Below are 23762 nucleotides of genomic sequence, written 5' to 3' on the forward strand. Positions count from 1 at the left end.
CCATCGATAGCCATCCTAAGCCAGTGCCTGGGCAGCATACGGACCCTGCACAACCGTCAACCCGCGAAGCTTTTCGACGAGCGCCCGGCAATCGCTGCGATCATGGCTCCAGGTTCGCGGATTGGGGGCAAGAACACGCGCCCGCAATTTCCCGAAACGATGCTCGTCCATATCCCCCAGGGCGGCTTCGAGTGCCTCCGGCGTGGCTTGAGGCAAAAGCACGCCTATACCCTGCCGGTCGAGGAACCGGCCGGTTTCGGTGTTGGCCATCGAGATCGGCACGGCGCCGAAGCGGCAGCCCTCGTAGAGACGGTTGGGCAGCAGCCATTCGGAATTCAGCCCCTGCTCGAAAAAATCGATGGCCCAGGAGAAATGGACCTCGCGGTAGATCGTGGCCATATCCTCGGGGTTCCGATAGGGCCCGCCAAACGAAAGCCAGGGCTCGGCTTCGACAAAACCGTGAAAATCCGGAAATTCGGAAAGCGCCGGGCGGCCCCTGAGGATGATTTCGAAGCGACCGTCGAGCCGTCGGGAAAATTCGGCCAGAAGCTCCAGGGAGCGGCGGCATCGGAGCGCACCGAACCAGCCGATCCGCCAAGGCGGAGCGACGGGATCATCCGCCACTATGCGATCATCCCGCGCAACCGCGGCAGGCTCGAAATATTTGTTCTCGAGCAGCTCGACCGGCGCGGCAATCTGCCCAAACGGCTTGAAATAATTGGCGATGAACGCCGGCGAACTGGTCACCAGCAGCTTTATATCCCTGGCCAGATAGCGTTCCGCGCCGCGCATCGCCTTGCCCAAAGAGTCGTCGCGAAGCACAAGGCGATGAATATCGAGGCACTCGTAGACGATCGGCACCGTCGCCTGGAACGCCGATCTGGCACGCCGGGCAAGCGCGAGCATTTCCAGATTGCGCGCGATGATGAGGTCCGGTCTTGGCATTGAGCCGAGCTTCGAGCCGATCGAGACCGCCGCCTTTGTGACTGCTGCCAGCCGCTGGGCGAATCGGCCGTCGCGCGTCGCGCCAAGGTCGATCGGGCGCAAGCCTTCGACGTCGGCGACCGGGCTTGCTGTCCGACGGAAGCCCGCCAGTGTGACCTGGGCGCCGCCTGCCTTAAGCATTATGATCCGCCGGCGCACTGCCGGGTCGGAGACGTCGTGTACCAAGTACAAGACATGCAGCATGAAAACTCGACCGCTATTGGCCCGCCCACAAGAATCCTAGTACAGCTCGTGCTGCATCGCAACATTTTTGGTGCAGCGTAGCAAAAATCAACGTTTTTTGTTGCGCTGCAAAATTATTGCCGTAGTTTGATGTTGGCATCGGGCGCGGGTCGGAACATCGGGACCGGCACAAAAATCAGGGACCCTGAATTTGCAAGCCAATGCATTCGACCCGCCAGAGGGCTCTCTCCGCAGATCGGTCGGACGCGGCGCTATCATCACGGCTTTGGCGCAATCGGTGCGGGTTGCGACGCAGATCGTCTCCGTTATCGTCCTGTCGCGACTGCTGTCGCCGCAGGACTTCGGTGTGGTGGCGATGTGCGCGCCGGTACTTGCCTTCATCGCGCTGTTCCAGGACTTCGGGCTGACCCAGGCGACGATCCAGAAAAGCGGCATTAGGCATGAGGAGGTCAACTACCTCTTCTGGGTCAATGTCGCGGTCAGCGCATTGCTCGCTTGCGTGCTTGCCGCCGCGGCACCGCTGGTCGCCGCTTTCTACGGCGAACCGCGGGTGGCAGGTCTGGTGGCAGCACTCGGGTTGCAGATCATAGCCTATGGGCTGGGCGCCCAACATCTGGCGCTGATGACACGCCGCATGCAGTTCGCTCGCCTGGCCTTCATCGACGTCGCAAGTGCCGTCGCCGGCCTCGTCGTATCGATCGCCTGGACTTTCATCGACCGTTCCTACTGGGCGCTTTTTGCCGGCACGCTGACAGCAGCGGTGCTGCCCACGCTTTGCTTCTGGGCAAACTCGCGATGGCGCCCCAGCCTGCCGCGCAAGGTCGACGGCATCAGCGAACTGATCAATTTCGGCGCTGGCATCACCGGGTTCAATTTCACCAATTTCTTTGCCCGCAATCTCGACAACGTGCTGATCGGAAAATATTGGGGCGAAGCGCAGCTCGGGCTTTATGACCGGGCCTACAAGCTGCTTCTGTTCCCCTTGAGCCAGATCACCAATCCGTTGTCGAAGGTCATGGTGCCGGCTCTTTCCAGGCTGAAGGACGAGCCGGACCGCTACCGCAGCGCCTATCTTCGCGTCATGCCGCTGATCTTGCTGGTTGCACTTCCCGGTGTCGCCTTCGCCACTGCCATGTCCGACGTGCTGATACCGTTCGTGCTCGGCGAGCAGTGGCGGCAGAGTTCCAGCATCTTCCTGGCGCTCGGTTTTGCCGGGCTGCTGCAGCCGCTCAACAACCCGGCGGGATGGCTTTTCATCAGCCAGGGCCGCTCGGGCGATTTCATGCGCTGGGGCATCATAGCGGCGGTGACGTCGGTGCTGGCCTTCCTGGCCGGCCTTCCCTATGGCGCGCTGGGCGTGGCGATCGCATATGCGATCAGCGAGTATCTCAAAACACCTTTCCTGTGGCTCTATATCGGCAAGACCGGACCGCTGCGGGCAAGCCACATGCTTCGCGCGGCAACGCCCTTCGTGCTTGGCGCGCATCTGGCGCTTGCCGCGATCTGGTTTGCCAAGCCGCTGCTGCCGCAACAGCACATCGTCGCCATGGCGAGCGCGGTGGCGCTGTCCTACATGATCACCATCGTGACAGCGCTGGCGTTTGCTTCCGGCCGCGAGGCGCTGCGGGAGGGCCTGAAGCTCCTGCCGGCACGGGCGCCTGCGGCAGCACCAAGCGAGGCGAAGTAACTTGCACGGACATCCATACGAGGACCAGGTCTGATCCCATGCACTACCGATCGATCTCTGATATGAACGATGCGATTGTCAGGAACCTTCACCGGTTGCCGCGCGATATCGACCTGGTGGTCGGCGTTCCGCGAAGCGGCATTCTCGCCGCCACGCTGCTCAGCCTGACGGCGAACATCCCGATGACCGATCTGGACAGTTTCCTGGCCGGAAAGATCTATACTTCGGGGGTCACCAAACGCCGCGCCGCGCTCGACCGGCAGGCGTCCGACATGCACAAGGTCCTAGTGATCGACGACAGCGTCAGCGGCGGCGCCGCCATGCGCGACGCACGCAGCCGGATAGAGGCTGCCGGCATCAAGGCGGACTTTACGTTTGCCGCAGTGTTCGGCCTGGTGCCGGAGTACGAGGAAACCGACCTCGTCCTCGAGGTCGTGCCGCATCCAAGGATGTTCCAGTGGAATTTCATGCACCACAAATTCCTCGCGCAATGCTGCGTCGACATTGACGGCGTGCTTTGCCTGGATCCAACCGAAGCAGAAAACGACGACGGCCCCGCTTATGAGAAATTCCTGAGCGAAGCACTGCCTCTGTTTGGCCCGACCCGCAAGATCGGCTGGCTTGTCACCAGCCGGCTCGAGAAGTATCGCGCGCTCACCGAAGCATGGCTGGCAAAGCACGGCATCGAATACGACAAGCTGATCATGCTTGACCTGCCGAGCAAGGCGGAACGGCAACGGCTTGGCGTGCATGGCAGCTTCAAAGCCGATTTCTACCGTAAATCCGACGCCATCCTGTTCATCGAGAGCGAGCACCAGCAGGCGCTCAAGATCGCCAAGCTTTCCGGTAAACCGGTGCTGTGCGTGGAAACGCATCTGCTAAGTTATCCCGACACGTTGTCGCTTCCGGCACTTGGACAGACGGCGCGCAACCTTCCCGGCAGATTGCGGGAGATCAGTTCGCCTGACGGGCGCAAAACGGCGATCAAGACCGTTGCGCGCGCGCTGCTTGGCGAGCGTGGTTACGAGACGCTCAAGAGCCGGGTCAAGCGACCGGCTTAAACTGTGGCTTCGGGACTTAAAACGCGTCGCGTCCGAACGGATTCATGCGACGCGCTTTAAGCTTTGTTTTATGTATGTAGTTATCGCAAAACCGCTGCGCACGTTTGCGCGACATGCATTACATTAGATCGCATTGCGTTTTGGTAGAACCAAAACCGCGCTCTAACTCTTTGTTTTATTGTATTTTTTTCGGACGCCAAACGAAGACGTTTGCCTGCGAGTGCTTTAGGCGGCTTGCCGCGAAGAAGGCTGTCGTGCCGCCCTGTCGAGCATCGAGAAGAAGGTCGCGAACTGACCCGCCGGATCGAGTTCCGGGCGCTCGGAGAATTCACGAGCCGCCGCCGAAAGCCGCCCATATTCCTGGCTGTCGGTCCACAGACGCCTGACCACTGCCACCCAATCGGCCAGTGGGGCGTCGTAATCCAGCACCACGCCACCGGAGCCGACCGCTTCGGGCAGGCCGCCACGACGCGAGCCGACGACGGGAATGCCGCTGCAATGGGCTTCCGACGCCACCCGGCCCCAGGCCTCTTCCCATTTGCTGGGAGCGAGCAGGATTTTCGTGCGGCCGTAGACCGTCTTCATATCGCTGGTCCGGCTCTCCAGCGTGACGTTGCCGAGGGGCGCGATCGTCTGCTCGATCCTGGCCCGATGATCATCGTCAAGCTTCCAGCTTTCGACGAACAGGAATGGGATTTCGGAACAGGCGGCGGCGATGCGCACCGCAAGCTCAAAACCTTTTTCCTCATAGGGGTTGATCAGCGTGACAAACTCCCCTGTCGTCGGCGTGCTGTAGAGCGCGGGATTGATGGTCGGCGGTATGACCGTCGAATCGATGTCGAATTTTGCCTTGTAGGTGCGCGCCGTGAACTCGGAATTGGCGATATAAAGCGCCGAATGCAGCTCGCGCAGATCCCCGCCCAATTCGTGGAACTCGACATTCCTGAGATAGACGACCAGCGGCACACCTTCGGCCTGCAGCGCCTTGCCGATCGGAACCGACTTGTGGCATTGGACCACGGCAACATCCGGCCTCAGCTTTTCGACCGCAAAACCCGCCGCCTCCCAGGGAAACCAGGCCCGCACGACTGGATAGCCCGGATAGCTGTCGATGACCGCGCGCTGCCTCAAAAGCTTCATCTTGGCGCGCGCCTTGTAGCCAAAGACACCCTGGCCGAACAGGGCGGCGAGCACCGAAGCCTGATGCCCGTGCTCGAGCAACTGCTGGGCGAGATGATGGGTGCTGGACTGGACACCGCCACTGAACTGGGGCGTGTAACCGTTGCCGCCTGCAAACAGCACTTTCATGGTTTCGGCTCCTTGTCGCATTCTCAAGTTTACGGGCGATGGCGCATGGTTTGCGACCCGCCTCAGGCATCCTGTTGCATCTCTAAATTGGCGAACGGATTGGTGCATGGCTGCCATCCGGTGAACCGGATCGGATCGGTTGGCGAACTGCGCCGGGCGTAGTCAGTCAGCATATGGAACTCGGCAATGACCCAGCGGTCGAAATGCCTCAGATCCTGTTTTTTCTGTTCGGGCAGAAACCGGCGTGCGGCGCCCAATTTCAGCTCCTCAAGCAGAGTGACCGCATCGCCCAGCTTTGTGTTTGGAAATATCCAGGGATTCCGTTTCTGAAATTCCAGGACGAACTGCTGCAAATGTTCGATGCGCATGTTCAGCCTGCCGAAATATCTTTCGAGCGTGACGCGCACCAGGTCCTCGTCCGAAAACGAGGAAACGGCGGCATAGGCGATGCCGGTCGAAGCAACTCCGCCAGCCATGATGGCCAGTGCCGCGCGTCGCGAAACCTTGATCATCCGGCCATATCCTTTCCGGCTATCCGGCTCGCCGCCCGCAAGGAGAGGGCTGCCGCGGTCAGGCTCGGATTGGCGCAGGAACAGCTTGGATATGTGCTCGAGCCGACCACAACCAGATTCCTGAGCCGATGGTGGATCATGTCCTGGTCTACGACCGAATCCGCCGGGCTCAAGCCCATCCTCAACGTGCCCTGGACATGCGACTCGGTCGGCCGGATGCCGCGATCGAAAATTTCTTCGACCGGCAGCGGAGCCAGAAGCGCCGCCAAGTTCTCCTTCGCCTGCGCCATGCCCTTGACGGCATAGTCGGATACTCCCTTGAAACTGACGAAGGCGTTTTCATCCTCGTCGAGAACGACGAGATTTTCCGGGTCGAGCAGGTCTTCGGTGACAATGATGAGAGGAAGCGTCTGACGGACACGTCCCTTCTCGGGGCGCATCCCGTGCTGCCAGCGGTTTTCGAAATAGACCAGCGCCGCCGCATGGCCCGCCCTGTGAGGGCCGTCATAAAGGCCGAAATTCAAGCCGGTGGTGATCGTGCTTCCGTCGAAATTGTCGACACCGTGGAGATAGGCTTCGAAATTCCATCCGTAGGATTCGTGCAGGCCGCGCCCGACGAATTCGCCCGACAGGCCGGACCGCAACATGATTGCCGGGCTCTGGATGGCATTGGCGCCCAGAATGAAAAGATCGCCGCTGACCGAATATTCCTTGCCGCCATGCACGAATGCGACCGAACGGACAGATCCGCCGACATGGTCGAGCCGGCGCACTTCAGCGCCAAGGCAGACCGAAACGTCGGGATGCTCGAAGACGTGCATCAGGCCATTGTTGGCGGTGAATTTCGCGTCGACCGGGCATAACCCGCATCGCAAGTTGGCGCAGCACGAAGACCGCTGCGCGGTCGGCACGCGCGCCCTGGCTGTCGGCACGACAAAATGCTGATCCGGCTGCGCCGCTTTCATCATCTGGTCCGGCGTCGACATGTGATGCGGCGGCTGGGGAAACGGCCTGGAACGCGGCATCACCGCCGCCATGTCGGGGTCGCCTGAAATCGACATGACGTCCTCTGCATCGCAGTAGAACGGCTCAAGCTCGTCATAGCTGATCGGCCAGTCGTTGCCGACGCCGTAGAGGCTTTTCAGCCTGAAGTCATTCGGATGAAAGCGCGGCGTCTGCGCGAACCAGCAATTCGTTCCGCCACCCAATCCGATGGTGTAGTTCCACGGCTTGTCGGAGTTGGTTTTATAGGTGGTCTCGTCCTCAATGTCGGTGTTGACGTTCTGCTCGAGCTGCCATTCATGCGTGTTGTGCCGGCCCCATTCCAGAACCAGAATGCGTGCCTTTCGCTGCTTGGCGAACGCATGCAGGAAGAAGGCCGAACCGAAACCGGAACCGACAGCGACAACATCGAAATGTTCGTTGGCGATCTGTTCCGGCCTGATGCCCAGCACCATCAGATAAGACCCCTTGTTGACACGAGCGCGTTCATCGGCGCCCTCGTGACCGTTCCTGATGTCCGAGCCGGCCTTGCCACCGGCCTTTCCCGCATGATCTCACGCCGCCATCCTGCCGATGCTGTGATATTCGATGCCGTAGCGAGCGATGACCTTGGGGTCGTAGAGATTTCGGCCGTCGAAGATGATCGGCGTGATCAGCGCATCCTTCATCGCGTCGAACGACGGCGCCTGGAAGTTCTTCCACTCGGTGGCGATCATGAGCGCATCGGCGCCACGCAGCGCTGCCTCCTTGGTCCCGCACAAAAGCAGATCCTCGCGCAGTCCGTAGATGGCCTGGCATTCCTGCATCGCCTCGGGATCGTAAGCCTGCACTTTGGCACCGGCCTTCCAGAGCGCTTCCATCAAGACACGCGCCGGCGCCTCGCGCATGTCGTCGGTATTGGGCTTGAAAGCGAGGCCCCACAGCGCAAAGGTCTTGCCCTTCAGATTGCCCTTGAAATAGCGGTTCACCTTGTCGAACAGGACCGACTTCTGTTCGTTGTTGCGGTCCTCGACCGCGCGCAGCAGCTTGGCATCGAATTTGACGCCTTCGGCGGTCTTGATCAGGGCGCGCACGTCCTTGGGGAAGCATGAGCCGCCATAGCCGAGGCCCGGATAGATGAAGTGGTAGCCGATGCGCGGATCGCTGCCGATGCCCTTGCGGACCTCCTCGATGTCGGCGCCGAGTTCCTCGGCCAGGTTGGCCATTTCGTTCATAAAGCTGATCTTGGTCGCCAGCATGCAATTGGCCGCGTATTTGGTGAACTCGGCGCTGCGCACATCCATCACGATCATCTTCTCGTGGTTGCGGTTGAACGGAGCGTAAAGCTCGCGCATCACTGCCTCGGTATCCTCGCTGTCGGTGCCGACGATGATGCGGTCCGGCTTCATGCAGTCGGCCACCGCGGAGCCTTCCTTGAGGAATTCCGGGTTGGAGGCGACGTCGAAACCCAGATCCTCGCGGCCGCGCGCCTTCAGCGTCGCGGCGATCCTGGCCTTTATCTTTTCGCAGGTGCCGACCGGCACGGTCGACTTACCGACGACGATCTTGGGCGCGTCCATCTCCCGGCCGATGGCCTCGGCAACGGCCAGCACATATTTGAGGTCGGCCGAACCATCCTCGCCCGGAGGCGTGCCGACAGCGATCATCTGTATCTGGCCATGCTTGACGGCGGCCGCGGCATCGGTGGTGAACTTGATGCGGCCGGCCGCGTGGTTCTCCTTGACGAGGTTTTCGAGCCCGGGCTCGAAAATCGGGATGAGGCCCTGATTGAGCCGCTCGACCTTTTTCACGTCGATGTCGACGCACACCACCTGGTGTCCGACTTCGGCAAGCACCGCCGCCTGCACGAGACCGACATAGCCAATTCCAAAGACCGTCAAATTCATTTGGTTTCATCCCTGTTCAAGACTTCGGAGCGCTTTCGGTCCGGCCGGTTCAGATTAGTCTTTACCTTATGCTGCATGCCAGCGATTCCGGAAACTGGCATGGCTGGCCGAGCGCCGTGAATGCGACGCGGTCCACTTGCATGGTGAGTTTTCGACCCGGATCCGAAAACGGCCCCAGCCATTCCTTCATCGTGTCGCTGCCCCAGAGGCTGAAGAATATCTTTTGCGCATGAGTGGGCAACTTTGCCGGATCAGTGATCGTGTTCACCAGTTGGCCGTTGACGTACCAGCGCAGCCGGTCCTTCTCCCAGACGAAGGCGTAGTCGTTAAAAGCCTTGTCGGTCCCGCCAGCTACATCCACCAATTTCTCGTTATTGCCCTTGCCGGCTATGTAGGCGTTGACCTGCACCTTGGAGGTGTCCTTGGTCAGCACCTCGAAGTCGATTTCATCCCACGGCTGCTTGTCAGTGGGGCCGATGTAGGTGAAGAAGGCGGCATTGATGCCGGAGCCCGCATCGGTTTTCATCCGCGCCTCATAGGTGCCATAGCCGAAGCGCTGCTTGGTCTGGACCTCGCCGCAGGCAAAGTCGCGATCCTTTAGTTTGCGCTTTTCGAAACCGAGCGTCAGCATGCCGTCGGAAAGCCGGACCTGGCTTTTGGACCAGGTGCAGTTCTGGTGCTTGCCGTTCGTCCAGCCGTCGGCAATGTACCAACGCGCACGATCGAAGCTGGTGAAATCATCGACGAACGATGGCGCAGTCGGGATGTCCTGCGAATGGGAAGGGGTCGGGCCTGCAACCAGGCTGCCGAGTGCGAGCAGCAGAAACGCGCCGCCCGAAGATAGCTGCCTCAGGTTCCCTTGCCTGATCGAGCGCGTGAGCGGCCTGCCGCCGGTTGCTCGGGTGGACGTGCTTTTCGGATCCGCGTTCATACCAAACTCACCTTTGTGCTGCGCCCCCAACCCAAAGTCGATGTTCAAACCATGACGAAACGAGCTGACCTTGACCTTCTGCCAGTACCTTCCTTGTGCTTGCCTTAACTTGCCCAGTGACACCAAACCTCCTGCCTGTGGGCCCATCCAGGGATCTTGAAATTCAACCCGTGCCGGCGGCCGGCTTGGCGAAATCTGCCTTGGCGGTCGAGCTACGCTGGGCGCTTTCGTCAAAGATTGCATCCAGCGAATGACGGAGATCCTTCATCAATTCGTTCTGGCGCGCGAGCGCCGCGATGCGCCGCTCGTAGTTCAGGATCGACTTCGTCAGATCGCTGACCTCGGAGGATCTGCTGGAGGAGGCCGCCCCATTTTCCATCGCCTCCACCAGGAAGGCCGCGTTGGTGGCCTTGGTCCGGTAGCGATTCTCAAGGCCGTTTTTCTCCGCCTCGACCTCCGCTGCGATCTGGTCAAGCAGCTTTGCCAGGCGGTCAAGGCGCGAGATGTCGGTCTGCCTGTCTCGGGCCGGATCCCTTGATCTGAAGCCAAATATCGAGGCCATGCGCTTAGTTTCCTGTCATAGCCGGCCTAAGGCTATCCCTGTGCCCGTCCGGGCCAAAAAAGTCTTGTCGCATCGTCCAGCTCCTCTGACAGGGGACATTTTCGGGCCGATTCAAACAGCCAATCAAAATTGCTGCACCGCAACATACATGCCATCCCCAAAGCGAGTAGGCAACCACCTAGTGCGGCGAACCGGAAATTTGCATCACTTTGAAGCAGGGTAAGGACCTGTTGACATGATCGGCATGGCGCCGGTTGCGGACCAGCTCAAGTCTCGCCGACCGGGCTGGTTGCGGCCATCAGAAAGCGCAGCGGCGGCACAGGCTGCTTCGAGGCAAAGCCGGCGCGGCGAAACAGCGTATCCAGCTTGTCGGCGGCCACGCCGCGAAGGATGGGGATGAGGTTGGATTGGCTGGCCAGGGCGTAGGCCGCGGCCGATGTCAGCCCCTGCTCGTTCTTCACGTCGAGGAAGTTTCGCAACCGATATTTGTCGCGTACCTGCCGTTCGTGCCTTCTGAGCACGGCCTTAGAGCCTTCCGGCAAACTATCGATCGCCAGCAGCGCCAGATCTGCGTCGGCCAGACGCTTGAGGTCCTGCGTCTTGTGCTGGCCGCTCAGCGAGTCCGCGCGAACGATCGCGCCATAGCCGCAGGACCTGATGACCTTGAAGCGCGCCCCGCAAGCAACCGCGCGCGCGTAGAGTTCATAGTCTTCGCCCAGCCGCAGGTTTTCGTCATAGCGCAGTCCATGTCGGTCAAGAAAAGCGCGGCTGATCACCGGTTTGAGGAAACCCAACTCACCTCTTTGCACACGGCGACTGGAGATGTTGCCTTCGATGAAACGCTCGAAATCGAGAAATTCCGGATCGGCCGAAAACCGCGGAGCGGTGATTTTCGAGACGTCGGTCGCCGCATCGTCCCTGATCATCATGATATTGTCCGCAGCGAAATCCCAATCGACGCTGGCGAACAACTCGCGAAATCTGCCCTCGAGAAAAAAATCGTCGGCGTCCAGAATGCTGATGAACGGCGATCTGGAGCTGGCGACCGCGGCGTTGCGGGCGAAGGAGGGACCGCCGTTGACGTCGAGCCGGATGACGGAAAGCCTGCCGCTGCCATCGTCGGCCGCCCGAGCGACTTTCGCGGTGTCGTCGGTGGAGGCGTCATCGACGACGACGACTTCGGCCACCTCCGGCTCGCGCAATGCCGATGCGATGGCAACCGGAATTGTCCGCGCCGCGTTGCGGGCGGCGATGATCACGCAGACCTGGGGTTCTGTCATCAATTCGCCTCTCGACTGCACAGGTAGCTCCGAATTTCTCGCCGCCCCCGGTTTGATGTCCAATGCAGCTCTCGTTCGCACTGACTGTCCGGCTGTTCGAAAATCAGCCGGCGCTTATGCTGCAATTGCGAAGCAAAGCATCGTGAAAATCATTCGCTCCGTCCAGTCTTTCCTTTCGGTGTCGTCATGGCGCAACCGATGGGCGGTGAAATACCCGCGGATAGACGGACTGCTTCGCAAACCGTTCCTGCCTCAGCGCACTCGAATCTCTGATCACCAGGTTGATCGACAGAAAATTAGAGCTGAGTCTGAGGATCCGAGGCTGAATGAAAAATCCGGAGGCCGGTTGCCCAGGATGCTGTCGGGCGAGCAGTCCGCCAGCAATCCGGCGCTTCGTCAAGTCAGTGCAGGCTTCTCCTGGCACTTAACTTCTCGCCATCGGCCGCTTCGGTCGAACTCAGCTTTCGTTCGGCATCTGGACTCTTATCAGCCGACGTCGAGGTGTTTCTGGCAACCATGACGAAAACCAGCAGAAAGTAGCCCAGCTGGATGACAATGGCGCAAGCTATAGCGCGAAACAGCGTTTCGCCCAGCGAAGCGCCGTCGAGATACGACCAGGCGACCACGATCGCCAGAGCGAAAATCATGCCGACAATGAATTTTGGTAGCGACATACCCGACAGCCCGTCAACCTGCTCGGGCAAAATCGATGATCGACCCACCCCGAGCCTCCCTTCGCCATGCGAGCTTGTTGAGCCGCTCGCTTTCTTTGGCCGGTTGCTTCCGGCCTTCTCACGCTGTCCATACTCTGACAGAAACAATTTGCAACTCTATTAAGGTTGCAATAGCGGGCAAGGCCAACCACAAATTATTTTGGATAAGTTCGCGGGATCGACTCTGCCATGTTGCGATGCACACATCGGCCTCACGACCAATCACCCCAGTATGGACTCACTTCAGTAAGAGCCGAAAAATTAATCAGTATTTTACTTTAAACCCTCTCTATACTTTACGAAACTCAAGCACGATAACGCTCAAGAACCCGTCACAAAGAGCGATTTGCCCAAGATCAGCCCCAAAAACGCACTAGATTTTTCATGGTTGCCCATAATCTGTCACGAACGCGCCATAAAGGCCAAAATTTGTGCAGGATCGGTTTATTATTTAGTCAATTCATGACGTGATTATTTCAGGCGCTCAAGAAATTGTGTGTTGCGACGCAACATTTTTTTGATATCGTGCGGCAAACCATCCGTTCAACGTATGGAGTTTATGCATGAGGGACGTAGCCAAGCCGGCCGACGCGGATTTTTCGCAGGTCGGTATCGATTTTCCACCGATCGGCGGCCTGCTCAAACGCAGCTTCGATATCGCCGGTTCACTGATTGGCCTAGTTGCTCTCAGTCCGTTGTTTGTGATGGTCGCGCTGCTTGTCAAGTTCTCCGACGGCGGACCGATTTTCTACGGTCACAGCCGGATCGGTCGCGGAGGACGGATTTTCCCGTGCCTCAAGTTTCGCACCATGGTTCAGAATGGCGAACAGGTGCTGGCTGCATATCTTGCCGCCAACCCGGACGCCAAAGCCGAATGGATAGCGACCCGCAAGCTCAAGAACGATCCGCGCGTCACGCGCGTCGGGGCCGTGCTGAGGAAGCTCAGCCTCGATGAACTGCCGCAGATCATCAACATCCTTCAGGGTGACATGAGCCTTGTCGGTCCTCGCCCCGTCGTACGCGACGAACTCGAGATTTATGGCAGTTCGGCCGTCTATTACCTGAAATCGCGCCCCGGCCTGACCGGGCTTTGGCAGGTCAGCGGCCGCAACGACGTTTCCTATGACAGCCGCGTCGCATTCGATCGCCACTATGTCGAGAACTGGTCGCTGTTCGAGGACATTCGCATCATCGTCAAGACCGTGCCTGCCGTCTGGATGTCGCGGGGCTGCTACTGACCGGCTGGGAGCCGGCTCTGTGTGGAAGAGTGACTGTCCAGACGCCAAGCATTCTGCAGCAAGTTTCATCGGGCGGGGCTAAAGCGGATCGGAAAACGTCAGTTGAAAACAGATATCTTCGAAATCTCCTGCGCCGGCACCGTCAGCAATCCCATACGGCGGATGCGGCTTGTAGCCACTTGCCTCGCGCTGGCACTCACCGTTCCCCAACTCGCCGCCGCCGATGAGTATCGCCTTGGATCGCAGGACAAGCTGACCATCCGCGTGGCCGAATGGCAGACCGTTGAAGGCACGTTCCGCGACTGGACGGCCGTCAACGGAGAGTACACAGTCGGCCCGGCCGGAACATTGTCCGTGCCGTTCGTCGGCGAAATGCCGGCATCCGGCAAGACCACATCCGAGATCGCGGCAGCGATCGGCCAGGCGCTCCAGCGCAAGCTCGCCCTGGCGGACCGACCGGAAGCCTCCGTCGAAATGGCGGAGTACAGGCCATTCTACATTTCCGGGGAGGTCCAGACGCCTGGCCAGTATCCCTACGTGCCTGGTCTGACCGTCCTGAGGGCGATGAGCATCGCCGGCGGTGTCCGGCGGGCCCCCGAAGGACAGCGGTACGATCGCGACATGATCAATGCCAAGGGCGATTTTGACGTTCTCGAAGACCAACGGGTCCGGCTGATCGTCAGGCGCGCGCGCATCGAAGCGGAAATGGCGGACAAGTCGACATTCAACGTGCCGAAGGAGGTGGCCGACGATCCGAAGGTGGCAAGCGTCGTTGCGGACGAGATGGCGATCCTGACGGCCGATCAAAAGAAGCTCAAACTGCGCCTTCAGGCGCTCGACGATTTGAAGAAGCTGCTGCAGAGCGAGATCGATTCGCTGCAGAAAAAGATCGTCAACCAGCAGCGGCAGGTCGACCTGGCAAAGGAACAGCTCAGCGGCATCGGCTCGCTGGCGCAGAAAGGCCTTGTCGTCAACACGCGGGTTCTGACTTCGCAACAAACGATCGCCGACCTGGAAGGCCAGATCCTAGATTACGACACGGCCATCCTTACCGCCAAGCAGTCGATCAGCAAGGCCAATCAGGATGCCATCGACCTGGAAAACACTCAGAATGCGAGCCTCGCCGCCGACCGGCAACAGGTAGAAGCCGATCTCAGTGCGACGATGCTCAAGATGAACATGCAAACCGGCCTGATGGCCGAAGCCATGTCGGGGAACCCGGCGTTACAACGCTATCGCGACGGCGAAGAGCCAACCATGTCCTTTGCCCTGGTTCGGGTGGTCGACGGCAAGACCAGCGAAATTGCCGCCAGTGAAGACACGCCCGTGCTGCCCGGGGACGTGATCAAGGTGAAGCTGGCGCCAATGGCCAGCCAATAGAACTCGAGCGATCGAATACCCCAACGTCAGCTGACTCTCAAAGGGAGCGTCATGCCGAGGTCGTCCGCATAGATGCACGCTTCTCGGCGAGAAGTGCCTATCGGTGGGGGAAGCGTAGTGAATATCTATCGTGCTAGAAGGTATATTAAAGGCACGATCATCACATTCATTTGGGCAGTGAGAGGTATCGAAATATCCGATCGAGTTTCGGTACCTGGCGTCTCGCCACATATAGCAGGAAATGGCAATTTTAGATTTGGCTCTCGCGTTTCGTTTCGAGGGCTTGGGTCACGTTCCTGGTTTCATGCCTGCCGGAACGCAAGCGTGTCAATTGGCTCTAGATCTTTTATAAACAGCGGAGTTACGATCGACGCATCTGTCGCAGTAAGCATCGGAAAAGGATGCCTCATTGGCGATTCGGTGGTAATCCAAGACTCTAACTATCATGAGGTCGAAGAGGGTGCCGGTGTTAAAGCGAAAGCTGTCCTGATTGGGGATAATGTTTGGATTGGCCGAAATCCAATAATCCTGCCTGGGGTCGAAATCGGGGATCATAGCGTATTGGAGCCGGCTCTGTGGTCACCAAAAGTGCACCCCCACGAAGCCTGGTTGCAGGAAATCCCGCCCGAATAATTCGCGAAATTGTGGCGCCCAAGACTACATTCGTTTTTGACGGTAATTTTAACGAACGAAATCAAGGTGACATTCGGCGCTTTCCTTAGCCCTTTGCGGCTTCTGGTTCCGCGAGGCTCGCCGCCGTCCACCGAGGACGGGCGACAGGCACCTTCACCAGTTTGAAGTAGCTGTAATACAGGAGGAAGGAGCCCATGATGTAGGGGTTGAGGGTCTCGACCTCGACGAAGGACCGGATGAACAGAAGCATCATCACGCCGGCAAGAATCACAGACTCGGCCTGCCACGTCCTGAATATCAACGCCGATATGTGGCCCCACAGCGTGCGCACGATGATCAGCGAAATCAGCGTCGCCCCGACATAGCCAAGCTCGACGAGCGCTTCTATGTAGGTGTTGTGGAAGTGGAAGCCGCTTCGGGTCGTGATGTAGAATTCGTTCCAAAGCCGTTCGGCCTCGGCGAAGCCCTGCACCCAATAGGCCGCGTAGCCGACGCCGAGGATGGGCGCTTGCTGCGCCGCACCCCAGCCCTGCTCCCAGAGATAGGTCCGTCCGGTGAGCGTGGAATCTTTTCCGAAGACGCCAAGGACGAAATCCAGAAGCCCCGCAAAGGCAATCGCGGTGACCGCGACCAGCCCGCATGCGCCGACCAGGAAAATCACCCGTCGGTAGCGGAGCGAAAGCTTCTTCGCCATGGCAAGCAGAGCGACCAGAGCGAGAACTGCCGGTATCGAAGCCATCGAGGTGGCTGAATGCGAAATGACCAGCAGATAGGCCGACAGGACGAGGACAGGCGCCGTCAAGAAAAGGCTGATCCGGCCGCGCCTGAGAAAGGTCAGGAAGACAACGCAAAAATAGATGCCAAGGGAGGCGACAAAGCCGATCTGGTTCTTGGAGCCGAATGCGCCGACGAAATTATACGTCCCGTCGAGGACATCATAGGAATAACCCCCGACCATAAGCGAGTAGAGCAGGACGAGAAAGATCCCGATCAGTGAGCCTATTGTCAACGTCCGAACGCTGACGGTGTGCGCGGCGATGTAGGCGCAGGCGATATGGGAGCAATACTGGATCGCCGTCCTCAACGTGATGCCGGGAGCGTCCGACCAGAACACCGAGAGGCAGACGTAGATTGCAAACGCCAGTGGCAGCCACGCGCTGGAGGCATGTCGCAACAGCCGCCGGTAATCTACCATGATCAGGGGAAGCCAGACCGCATAATAGGCCAGGATCAGGATCTGGCCGAAAAGGGAGGAGTAGGAGAACGCCCAAATGGAGATGGCAACAGCAAATGTGCCATAGACCGTGCTCTTCTCCGGGTCGACCAACAGAGATTTTGGAATCTTCATCTCGCTAGCGAATTCCCGTCCATGCAGTTCAATGCCGATTCGCCGCCGCGCCAGGCGTGAACGCTTCCATTGTGCAGTGCAATATAACCCATCCCCTGCAGCCTGTCACCCAAATGAGGCAAAAACAGCCACAAGGCCACCCCGGGAAGGCGGTAAAAGGCCACGACAGGCCGTGTGGCAAGAACCGAGCATCCAGGCCGGCTTCTGGCTCCAAAGATTGTGAGCGCCTCGGCATCACGGTCAAGAGCCATCGCCGCCGAATTCATGAGAAGCTCGGCATCACCACCGCGGAACTGTTTTCGCAGTTCTTTCAGCACCGGACCGAAAAATAGCAGCCGGCATTCCTTGCATCGTTGCAATGAATGAGGCCCTCCGCGTACGCTATGTCGGGGCAACCAGACGATGGCCACGGGGATAATTGGCAGAGGCTGGTCGTCCCGATCTGCTGGGCTGGAGCAAACGGATGGACAAACCTCGAATCTTCCTGGGCTCGTCGGGGAAGCAGAAAAAACTGCTGCAGGCGCTGACACGCGGTCTTGAAGACATCGCGTATGTGGAACCCTGGACGACATCCTTCAATCCCGGGACAACCACACTGGAGCGCCTCCTTGAGCTTACGCGTGAAGTCGACTTCGCTGCTTTTGTGTTCGCCCAGGACGACTGGACGAGTGCAAGCCTGCCGGCATCACCTGCTCCTGTATCCGCTCAAGCTTCTCCGCGAGACAATGTGGTCTTCGAAGCCGGCCTTTTCGGCGGTGTCCTCGGAATGCGCCGAACGTTTATCCTCCATGCCAACGGCTCCAAGCTTCCAAGCGATCTCCTCGGCCTGACGTCCGTGAGGTACGGCGAAGCGACAACCGCCGCCGAGATGAGAGCGGTCAACCAAAAGCTGCGAAAAGCGATCGAAAATGAGGGCCGCGCCGCCCGAATAGAGGGTCTTTGGTGGCAGTTTTCCCTGTCGGAGCGGACCGTGAAGGAACCTTCCGCGGTGAGCCTCCTGCGTATCTCGCGAGACCGCGATGGTGCGCTGGAGCTAGCCGGCCGCTCATGGCAAGAGAATGGCAGTCTGTCCGCGAGATACTGGAGCGAAGCAGTAAAGGAGAGAAAGGAGCCTGCCGGCATCTTTTACTTTTGGAATGGAGAACGGCCCTTGGACGCGAACGCGTCGCAGTTGTACGGGACAGGAGAGATCCGGCTGGAGTCAGCCGATCGCGCGTCCGGGTACTTCACCACACGAGCCGACACACAGCCAAAACTGAACGCCCGCACCTCCGGTGTCTATCTGCGCGCCGAGCCGGAGGACTTGAGCATCCTGGACGGGCGCGACAACCAGCGACGAGTAGAGCTGATCGCAGAGCGGCTGAACCATTGGAAATCGATCAAGAACGTCTGAACCCGGTGCGCGCGGCGTAACTCCAGCTAGCCCGACGCTCTAGCCCTGGCGCGGCTTTTCCTACCGCCTCGTGGCCCACCATGAACCTGTTCGGAGCTCCAGCCTCTGGCTTGAACTTCTCCGCCATTGACTTCACATTCGCCGCCGATTGGGAGGAAGAGCACATGCCGATGAGTTTTGCGGGACGGTTTGCCGGGCGGTCGGCCGTGATCACTGGTGGCGCGTCCGGAATCGGCCTGGCTGTCGCGCTAAGAATCGCTGAAGAGGGCGGGCGCGTTTGCGTCTGGGATCGCGACCCCACCCAGATCGAGCAGGCCAAGGCTGTCATTGCCGATTTGCATAGCGTGACTGTCGACGTCGCCGATGCCGTGGCGGTCGAACAGGCCGCCCGGCAGACGATCGATGCCCTTGGCGCGGTCGATATCCTGGTCACCAGTGCGGCCATCACCGGACCGAACATGACGACTTGGGACTATTCGGTGGAGGATTGGCACCGGGTCATCGACATCAACGTCAACGGCGTCTTCTACTGCAACAAGGCGCTGGTTCCGCACATGCTCGAGCGCAATTACGGCAGGATCGTCAACATCGCTTCGATCGCCGGCAAAGAGGGAAACCCGAATGCCTCTGCCTACAGCACCTCCAAGGCGGCGGTGATCGGCCTGACCAAGTCTCTGGGCAAGGAACTGGCCAAGACCAAGGTGACGGTGAACTGTGTCACGCCGGCGGCGGTGCGCACCGCGATTTTCCAGCAGATGAGCCAGCAGCACATCGATTTCATGCTGTCGAAGATACCGATGGCGCGGTTTGGCGAGGTCGAGGAGGTGGCGGCGCTGATCTCGTGGATCGCTTCCGAGGAATGCTCCTTCACCACGGCCGCCGTTTTCGACGTTTCCGGCGGCCGGGCCACCTATTGAAGCAAGTCGGGCGATCTACCGCCAAGGCCGCCAGACTGGAGTTCCCGTCGCTTGCTTAGGGTCGAACCTCGACTGTCCGACGAAGACCTGCTCGACCGCTTCCAGTGCGCGGCCTTCGGCTATTTTCTGGAAACCGTGAACCCGGAGAACGGGCTGGTTGCCGACACCTCGCGGCCAAATTGGCCGGCAAGCATCGCGGTCGTCGGCTTCGCCCTGTCCTGCTATCCGGTCGGGGTCGAGCGTGGCTGGATGACTCGAGATGCAGCCGTAAAGCTGACGCTTGCTGCACTGCGCTTCTTCTGGAACAGCCGGCAAGGCAATGGCGACGACGTCACCGGCCACAAGGGTTTCTATTACCATTTCCTCGACATCCGGACCGGCCTGCGCACCTGGCGATGCGAATTGTCGATGGTTGACACTGCGCTTTTGATGGCTGGCGTGCTCGTGGCTGGCGCCTATTTCACGGGCGACAATGACGAAGAAACCGAAATCCGCGAACTGGCGGAAGTCCTCTACCGGCGGGTCGACTGGCGATGGGCGCAAGGCAGCAATTCGACCTTGCGACAGGGCTGGAAGCCGAAGAGCGGCTTTCTGCGTTATGGCTGGGAAGGCTACAACGAAGCGACCATGCTCTACGTTCTGGCAATGGCTTCCCCGGACAAGCCAGCCTCGGACGACAGTTATGCCGGCTGGACGGCGACATATCGATGGGAAAACATCTACGGCTACGACGTGCTCTATGGCGGTCCGCTGTTCATGCACCAGTTCTCGCATGCCTGGATCGACTTCGACGGCATCCGGGATGCGTTCATGCAGGAGAAGAACTCGGACTATTTCGAAAACAGCCGCCGCGCGACCTACCTTCATCGGGATTATGCGCGGCACAACCCCTCTGGCTATGACGGCTATGGCGAAGGACTTTGGGGCCTTTCGGCGGGTGACGGACCCGGCAACTTCCGCGCGAAGATCGAGCGGCGACCGCGCAAATTTTCCGGCTACGCGGCGCGCGGCGCACCGTTCGGCCCCGACGACGGAACGATAGCGCCGTGGTCGTATCTCGCATCGCTGCCCTTCGCGCCGGAAATCTGCCTGCCGGCGCTGCGCCACCTGAGAGAACGCCACCCTGAGGTGGTCGACAGTTTCAGGGTGCCGAGCGGTTTCAACCCGACGCTGGCGAACCGGCGGAAGTTCGGGCCGAGCGGCTGGATATCGGATGCGCATTACGGACTGGACCAGGGTATCGTCGTGCTGATGATCGAAAACCACCGCTCGCGCCTGATCTGGGACCTGATGCGGTCGAGCCCGCATATGCGTCGCGGCCTGTGCAAGGCCGGGTTCAGCGGCGGCTGGCTATCGCAGCCGGCGAACCCTAAGGACCGTGCTGAATGACGGCTACCGCCCAGCTGTCGCTGTCGTGTCGGACACTAAGATGTTCGCCCTTCCCAGCAACTCGCGCTTGCTGGGAAAGGAGTCACTGGCCTGCTCGCATGTTCGATTTCATTTGGCCCGACAAGTCACCGGAATGATTAGCCGGCGAACGTGTAGGCGGTCTTCACCGTGGTGTAGAACTCCGCCGCGTAGCGGCCCTGCTCGCGCGGGCCGTAGCTCGATCCCTTGCGGCCGCCGAAAGGCACATGGAAATCGACGCCCGCCGTCGGCAGATTGACCATCACCATGCCGGCCTCCGAGTTGCGCTTGAAATGCGTGGCGTGCTTGAGGCTCGACGTGCAGATGCCCGAGGTCAGCCCGAACGGCGTGTCGTTGGCCACCGCCAGCGCCTCGTCATAGTCCTTGACGCGGATGACGTTGGCCACGGGCCCGAAGATCTCCTCGCGCGAGATGCGCATGGCGTTGGTGGCTTGCGTAAACAGCGCCGGTTGCAGGTAGAAGCCGCGGGTTTCGCGATCGAGCCGCTCGCCACCGAAGGCCAGATCGGCGCCTTCCTGGCGGCCGATGGCGATATAGTCTTCGTCCTGTTTCAACTGGCTCTGGTCGACCACCGGTCCGATCTGGGTTTTGGCATCGAGAGCGTCGCCGACGGCCAGCTTGCCCAGGCGATCTTTCATCGCATCGACGAAGCGGTCATGGATGCCGTCCGTCACCACCAGGCGGGACGATGCCGTGCAGCGCTGGCCGGTCGAGAAGTATGCGCCATTGATCGCGCAGTCGACGGCGACCGCAAGATCTGCATCGTCGAGCACGACAAGCGGGTTCTTGCCGCCCATTTCGAGCTGGAACTTGCGCATGTGCTCTACGCTGGCGGCAGCCACGCGCTTGCCGGTGCCGACCGAGCCGGTGAAGGTGATGGCATTGAGGTCAGGGCTGTCGAGCATGGCCTGGCCGACCACCGAACCCTTGCCCATGACGAGATTGAGCACGCCCTTCGGCAGGCCGGCGCGGTGCAGGATGTCGACAATGGTCCAGGCGCTCTCCGGAACCAACTCGGCCGGTTTGAAGACGATGGTGTTGCCGTACGCCAAGGCAGGAGCGATTTTCCACGCCGGAATCGCGATCGGGAAATTCCACGGCGTGATGATGCCGACGACGCCGACCGCCTCCCGCGTGATTTCGACACCGACGCCGGGCCGCACGCTTGGAACCAGCTCGCCAGACAGGCGCAGCGTCTCACCAGCAAAGAAATCGAAGATCTGGGCGGCCCGCACGGTCTCGCCAATGCCCTCGATCAGCGTCTTGCCTTCTTCGCGCGCCAACGCCCGGCCGATTTCATCTTTACGCGCGGTGATCTCGTCCGACGCCTTCCTCAGCACCGCATGGCGTGCCAGCAGGCCCGATCGGGACCAAGCCGGAAATGCCGCTTTCGCCGCCGCGATGGCCTGCCGGGCCTGCTCGGCGTCCCCCGACGCATATTCGCCGACCACATCGTCGAGATTGGACGGGTTGATGTTGCGGGAGCCGGCGTCGCCCACCCACTCGCCATCGATGAGGTTCTTTCGAAACGGGGTCATGTCGCTGTCTTCCTTGTCGTCCTTCGATTGCCGTCTATCTGGACCACCGGCCGCCACACCGCAAGGCCGCCGGCGGCAAAGTTCTCTTGCTCGACAGGCATGTGCTAGGTGTCGAGGCGGTAAAAGTTGATTCTAGTGTTGTGCGACGCGGATCGCACCGGGAGGAACCGCCATGTCCGACAGCGTGTTGCCGCTGGTGATCAGCGCGCCCGAGCCGCGCACGCTCGACCTGATTTTCACGCCCGAGGCACTGGCGAGATTCTGCGCCAAATATCGTATCGTCGAAACGTCGCCAGAAGGCGTAGCGGCCCTGCCGGCCGACGTGCTCGCCGAGGCGCGCTACATCGTCGGCCAGCCGCCGATCGCGCCGGAGACGCTCGACAAGATGCGAACACTGCGCTGCGTCTTCAATGTCGAGAGCAACCTCATCAACAACATGCCGTATGAGACGCTGTTTTCCCGCGGCATCCATGTTGTTACCACCGGCCTGGTCTTTGCCGAGCCAGTGGCCGAGCTCGGCCTTGCCATGGCGCTCAATCTCGCCCGCGACATCGTCGACGCTGACCTCGCGTTTCGTGAGGGCAAGGAGCTGTGGGGCGGCGACGGCAACCGGACGGCGCGGCTTCTGTCCGGCGCGGATGTCGGTATCATCGGCTTCGGCGATCTCGGCCGCGCGCTCAACCGGCTGCTGTCGGGCTTTCGCACGCGGACCAAGGTCTTCGATCCGTGGCTGCCGCCGTCGATCCTCATCGAGAACGGCGTCGAGCCGGCTACGCTCGACACGGTTCTGTGGACTAGCGATTTCGTCTTCGTCGTCGCTTCGGTGACCAGTGAAAACCAAGGGTTTCTCGGCGCTGACGCCTTTGCCAGAATGCGCACTGGAGCCGCGTTCATCCTGCTCAGCCGTGCCGGTGTGGTCGATTTTCCGGCGCTGATGGACGCCGTTCGCAGCGGCCACATCGTCGCCGCCAGCGACGTGTTTCCGGAAGAGCCGCTGGCGCAGGATCATCCCGTGCGCACGCTGCCCGGCTTCCTGCGTTCCGCCCACCGGGCCGGCGCGCTCGACATCGCTTTCAAGCGCATGGGCGACATGGTGCTGGAGGACATGGACCTGATCGACCGCGGCCTGCCGCCGATGCGTTCGAAGCGGGCCGAACGCGAGACCGTTTCGCGGATGCGTTCGAAGCCAGTCGACAAGAACTGAGCCGCAAGCCAGCGCCTGCATCGGTTCTCAGATGGCGAACGACCAAAACAGGCAGGCCAGCGTCGCAGCGGCGAAGACGACGAAGAACAGGCTTCTCAGCAGGATATTGCGGCGCAACTCGTTCATGAAGAGATGGCATCCGACGACTGCTCCGACAAACAGGAAGCGCCAGTTCAGCAGCGCCGGCAAGATGTTGCCCCGATCGAAAGCCCATCTGGCAGCGAGACAGCCAATGATGGCCGCGAACAACACGATGACTGTCCAGAAGATCGCATCCGCGGCGTTCGTCAGGACGACGCTGGCGGCTCTGATCGGCAGGATCATCATGAGCAGCGCGCTGAAGAAGTAGACTGATGCAAGCGGGATAAACGTTCCGGCATCGGCGACGTCGTCGAGGCGTTTTGCGCCGATCGCACCATAGGGATAGCCATGCCTGGCCACTGCCAGGCTGAGCGCCATCAGCAAAGCCGTCAATATGGCGACCAATGCGAATGAAGTGAGGGCTTTGCTCATAAGGGTCCTGTTCGGAACGAATCGAATAAGGACGTTGGTA

The 23762-nt window shown here is 60.2% G+C and carries 21 protein-coding genes and 1 pseudogene; 9 read left to right on the forward strand and 13 right to left on the reverse strand.

Going from position 1 to position 23762, the window contains the following annotated elements:
- Window positions 1-15 precede the first annotated feature (15 nt).
- A complete protein-coding gene (locus ACWTU8_RS12915) occupies window positions 16-1188 on the reverse strand; it encodes a glycosyl transferase family 1 (protein WP_455848479.1) in 1173 nt (390 codons plus the stop codon).
- 190 nt (window positions 1189-1378) lie between these two features.
- Between ACWTU8_RS12915 and ACWTU8_RS12920 the strand changes: the two genes are divergently transcribed.
- Window positions 1379-2875 carry a lipopolysaccharide biosynthesis protein gene (locus tag ACWTU8_RS12920; protein ID WP_455848480.1) on the forward strand — a complete coding sequence of 499 codons (1497 nt, stop codon included), beginning with the start codon at window positions 1379-1381 and terminating at the stop codon, window positions 2873-2875.
- Window positions 2876-2913: 38 nt separating this feature from the next.
- Window positions 2914-3936 carry a phosphoribosyltransferase gene (locus tag ACWTU8_RS12925; protein ID WP_455848481.1) on the forward strand — a complete coding sequence of 341 codons (1023 nt, stop codon included), beginning with the start codon at window positions 2914-2916 and terminating at the stop codon, window positions 3934-3936.
- A gap of 225 nt (window positions 3937-4161) precedes the next feature.
- Here ACWTU8_RS12925 and ACWTU8_RS12930 read toward each other — a convergent pair whose 3' ends face one another.
- The 8 genes from ACWTU8_RS12930 to ACWTU8_RS12965 all read right to left on the reverse strand — a co-directional run bounded on the left by ACWTU8_RS12930 (window position 4162) and on the right by ACWTU8_RS12965 (window position 12139).
- Window positions 4162-5244 (reverse strand): glycosyltransferase, encoded by a 1083-nt coding sequence (locus ACWTU8_RS12930; protein WP_455848482.1) that lies wholly within the window; start codon window positions 5242-5244, stop codon window positions 4162-4164.
- 62 nt (window positions 5245-5306) lie between these two features.
- On the reverse strand, window positions 5307-5756 hold the full coding sequence (locus ACWTU8_RS12935) for a hypothetical protein (protein ID WP_455848483.1): 450 nt from the start codon (window positions 5754-5756) through the stop codon (window positions 5307-5309).
- A complete protein-coding gene (locus ACWTU8_RS12940; protein ID WP_455848484.1) occupies window positions 5753-7213 on the reverse strand; it encodes a GMC oxidoreductase in 1461 nt (486 codons plus the stop codon). Before ACWTU8_RS12940 ends, ACWTU8_RS12935 begins: the two co-directional genes overlap by 4 nt.
- 99 nt (window positions 7214-7312) lie before the next feature.
- The gene (locus tag ACWTU8_RS12945) at window positions 7313-8644 is read right to left on the reverse strand and encodes a UDP-glucose dehydrogenase family protein (protein ID WP_455848485.1); all 1332 of its coding nucleotides are present in this window, start codon (window positions 8642-8644) and stop codon (window positions 7313-7315) included.
- Between the two features lie 61 nt (window positions 8645-8705).
- Entirely contained in the window at window positions 8706-9575 is an 870-nt protein-coding gene (exoK, locus tag ACWTU8_RS12950) for an endo-1,3-1,4-beta-glycanase ExoK (protein ID WP_455849047.1), read from the reverse strand.
- A gap of 163 nt (window positions 9576-9738) precedes the next feature.
- Entirely contained in the window at window positions 9739-10137 is a 399-nt protein-coding gene (locus tag ACWTU8_RS12955) for a hypothetical protein (protein WP_455848486.1), read from the reverse strand.
- 266 nt (window positions 10138-10403) lie between these two features.
- Window positions 10404-11417 carry a glycosyltransferase family 2 protein gene (locus ACWTU8_RS12960; protein WP_455848487.1) on the reverse strand — a complete coding sequence of 338 codons (1014 nt, stop codon included), beginning with the start codon at window positions 11415-11417 and terminating at the stop codon, window positions 10404-10406.
- A 401-nt stretch (window positions 11418-11818) separates the two neighbouring features.
- Window positions 11819-12139 (reverse strand): exopolysaccharide production repressor exox, encoded by a 321-nt coding sequence (locus ACWTU8_RS12965; protein WP_455848488.1) that lies wholly within the window; start codon window positions 12137-12139, stop codon window positions 11819-11821.
- Between the two features lie 554 nt (window positions 12140-12693).
- Between ACWTU8_RS12965 and ACWTU8_RS12970 the strand changes: the two genes are divergently transcribed.
- The 3 genes and pseudogenes from ACWTU8_RS12970 to ACWTU8_RS12980 all read left to right on the forward strand — a co-directional run.
- Complete coding sequence (locus ACWTU8_RS12970; RefSeq protein WP_455848489.1) at window positions 12694-13368, forward strand: sugar transferase; 675 nt, start codon at window positions 12694-12696, stop codon at window positions 13366-13368.
- A 162-nt stretch (window positions 13369-13530) separates the two neighbouring features.
- Entirely contained in the window at window positions 13531-14748 is a 1218-nt protein-coding gene (locus ACWTU8_RS12975; RefSeq protein ID WP_455849048.1) for a polysaccharide biosynthesis/export family protein, read from the forward strand.
- Between the two features lie 489 nt (window positions 14749-15237).
- Window positions 15238-15386 (forward strand): annotated as a pseudogene (locus tag ACWTU8_RS12980) (DapH/DapD/GlmU-related protein); the annotation flags it as partial.
- A gap of 80 nt (window positions 15387-15466) precedes the next feature.
- Here the strand turns inward: ACWTU8_RS12980 and ACWTU8_RS12985 are convergent.
- Both ACWTU8_RS12985 and ACWTU8_RS12990 read right to left on the reverse strand, forming a co-directional pair.
- Window positions 15467-16729 (reverse strand): O-antigen ligase family protein, encoded by a 1263-nt coding sequence (locus ACWTU8_RS12985; protein WP_455848490.1) that lies wholly within the window; start codon window positions 16727-16729, stop codon window positions 15467-15469.
- Entirely contained in the window at window positions 16726-17088 is a 363-nt protein-coding gene (locus tag ACWTU8_RS12990; protein ID WP_455848491.1) for a hypothetical protein, read from the reverse strand. Before ACWTU8_RS12990 ends, ACWTU8_RS12985 begins: the two co-directional genes overlap by 4 nt.
- 104 nt (window positions 17089-17192) lie before the next feature.
- On the opposite strand from ACWTU8_RS12990, the gene ACWTU8_RS12995 reads away from it, so the two are divergent.
- The 3 genes from ACWTU8_RS12995 (at window position 17193) to ACWTU8_RS13005 (ending at window position 20428) form a co-directional block, all read left to right on the forward strand.
- On the forward strand, window positions 17193-18122 hold the full coding sequence (locus tag ACWTU8_RS12995) for a TIR domain-containing protein (RefSeq protein ID WP_127315855.1): 930 nt from the start codon (window positions 17193-17195) through the stop codon (window positions 18120-18122).
- Window positions 18123-18286: 164 nt separating this feature from the next.
- Window positions 18287-19039, forward strand: coding sequence for an SDR family NAD(P)-dependent oxidoreductase (locus ACWTU8_RS13000; protein WP_095517687.1), 753 nt, complete (start codon window positions 18287-18289; stop codon window positions 19037-19039).
- A gap of 51 nt (window positions 19040-19090) precedes the next feature.
- Complete coding sequence (locus tag ACWTU8_RS13005; protein WP_455848492.1) at window positions 19091-20428, forward strand: glucoamylase family protein; 1338 nt, start codon at window positions 19091-19093, stop codon at window positions 20426-20428.
- Window positions 20429-20565: 137 nt separating this feature from the next.
- Here the strand turns inward: ACWTU8_RS13005 and ACWTU8_RS13010 are convergent, their stop codons facing one another.
- A complete protein-coding gene (locus ACWTU8_RS13010) occupies window positions 20566-22005 on the reverse strand; it encodes an aldehyde dehydrogenase family protein (protein ID WP_455848493.1) in 1440 nt (479 codons plus the stop codon).
- A 172-nt stretch (window positions 22006-22177) separates the two neighbouring features.
- Here ACWTU8_RS13010 and ACWTU8_RS13015 point away from each other — a divergent pair, with 172 nt between their 5' ends.
- Window positions 22178-23209: a hydroxyacid dehydrogenase gene (locus tag ACWTU8_RS13015; RefSeq protein WP_455848494.1), complete on the forward strand. Its 1032-nt coding sequence runs from the start codon at window positions 22178-22180 to the stop codon at window positions 23207-23209.
- Between the two features lie 27 nt (window positions 23210-23236).
- On the opposite strand, the gene ACWTU8_RS13020 is transcribed toward ACWTU8_RS13015, so the two are convergent.
- Window positions 23237-23722, reverse strand: a complete 486-nt coding sequence (locus tag ACWTU8_RS13020) for a hypothetical protein (RefSeq protein ID WP_455848495.1) — start codon at window positions 23720-23722, stop codon at window positions 23237-23239.
- Between the last annotated feature and the right edge of the window lie 40 nt (window positions 23723-23762).

This window comes from Mesorhizobium sp. BHbdii (assembly GCF_053848045.1).

Coding starts and splice junctions, on each gene's coding strand:
- ACWTU8_RS12935 (WP_455848483.1), bottom strand. CDS start 5,756: ATGATCAAGGTTTCGCGACGCGCGGCACTGGCCATCATGGCTGGCGGA.
- ACWTU8_RS12995 (WP_127315855.1), top strand. CDS start 17,193: ATGGACAAACCTCGAATCTTCCTGGGCTCGTCGGGGAAGCAGAAAAAA.
- ACWTU8_RS12985 (WP_455848490.1), bottom strand. CDS start 16,729: ATGAAGATTCCAAAATCTCTGTTGGTCGACCCGGAGAAGAGCACGGTC.
- ACWTU8_RS12925 (WP_455848481.1), top strand. CDS start 2,914: ATGCACTACCGATCGATCTCTGATATGAACGATGCGATTGTCAGGAAC.
- ACWTU8_RS12975 (WP_455849048.1), top strand. CDS start 13,531: ATGCGGCTTGTAGCCACTTGCCTCGCGCTGGCACTCACCGTTCCCCAA.
- ACWTU8_RS12960 (WP_455848487.1), bottom strand. CDS start 11,417: ATGACAGAACCCCAGGTCTGCGTGATCATCGCCGCCCGCAACGCGGCG.
- ACWTU8_RS12940 (WP_455848484.1), bottom strand. CDS start 7,213: ATGGTGCTGGGCATCAGGCCGGAACAGATCGCCAACGAACATTTCGAT.
- ACWTU8_RS12945 (WP_455848485.1), bottom strand. CDS start 8,644: ATGAATTTGACGGTCTTTGGAATTGGCTATGTCGGTCTCGTGCAGGCG.
- ACWTU8_RS13015 (WP_455848494.1), top strand. CDS start 22,178: ATGTCCGACAGCGTGTTGCCGCTGGTGATCAGCGCGCCCGAGCCGCGC.
- ACWTU8_RS13020 (WP_455848495.1), bottom strand. CDS start 23,722: ATGAGCAAAGCCCTCACTTCATTCGCATTGGTCGCCATATTGACGGCT.
- ACWTU8_RS13000 (WP_095517687.1), top strand. CDS start 18,287: ATGCCGATGAGTTTTGCGGGACGGTTTGCCGGGCGGTCGGCCGTGATC.
- ACWTU8_RS13010 (WP_455848493.1), bottom strand. CDS start 22,005: ATGACCCCGTTTCGAAAGAACCTCATCGATGGCGAGTGGGTGGGCGAC.
- exoK (WP_455849047.1), bottom strand. CDS start 9,575: ATGAACGCGGATCCGAAAAGCACGTCCACCCGAGCAACCGGCGGCAGG.
- ACWTU8_RS12915 (WP_455848479.1), bottom strand. CDS start 1,188: ATGCTGCATGTCTTGTACTTGGTACACGACGTCTCCGACCCGGCAGTG.
- ACWTU8_RS12970 (WP_455848489.1), top strand. CDS start 12,694: ATGAGGGACGTAGCCAAGCCGGCCGACGCGGATTTTTCGCAGGTCGGT.
- ACWTU8_RS12955 (WP_455848486.1), bottom strand. CDS start 10,137: ATGGCCTCGATATTTGGCTTCAGATCAAGGGATCCGGCCCGAGACAGG.
- ACWTU8_RS12930 (WP_455848482.1), bottom strand. CDS start 5,244: ATGAAAGTGCTGTTTGCAGGCGGCAACGGTTACACGCCCCAGTTCAGT.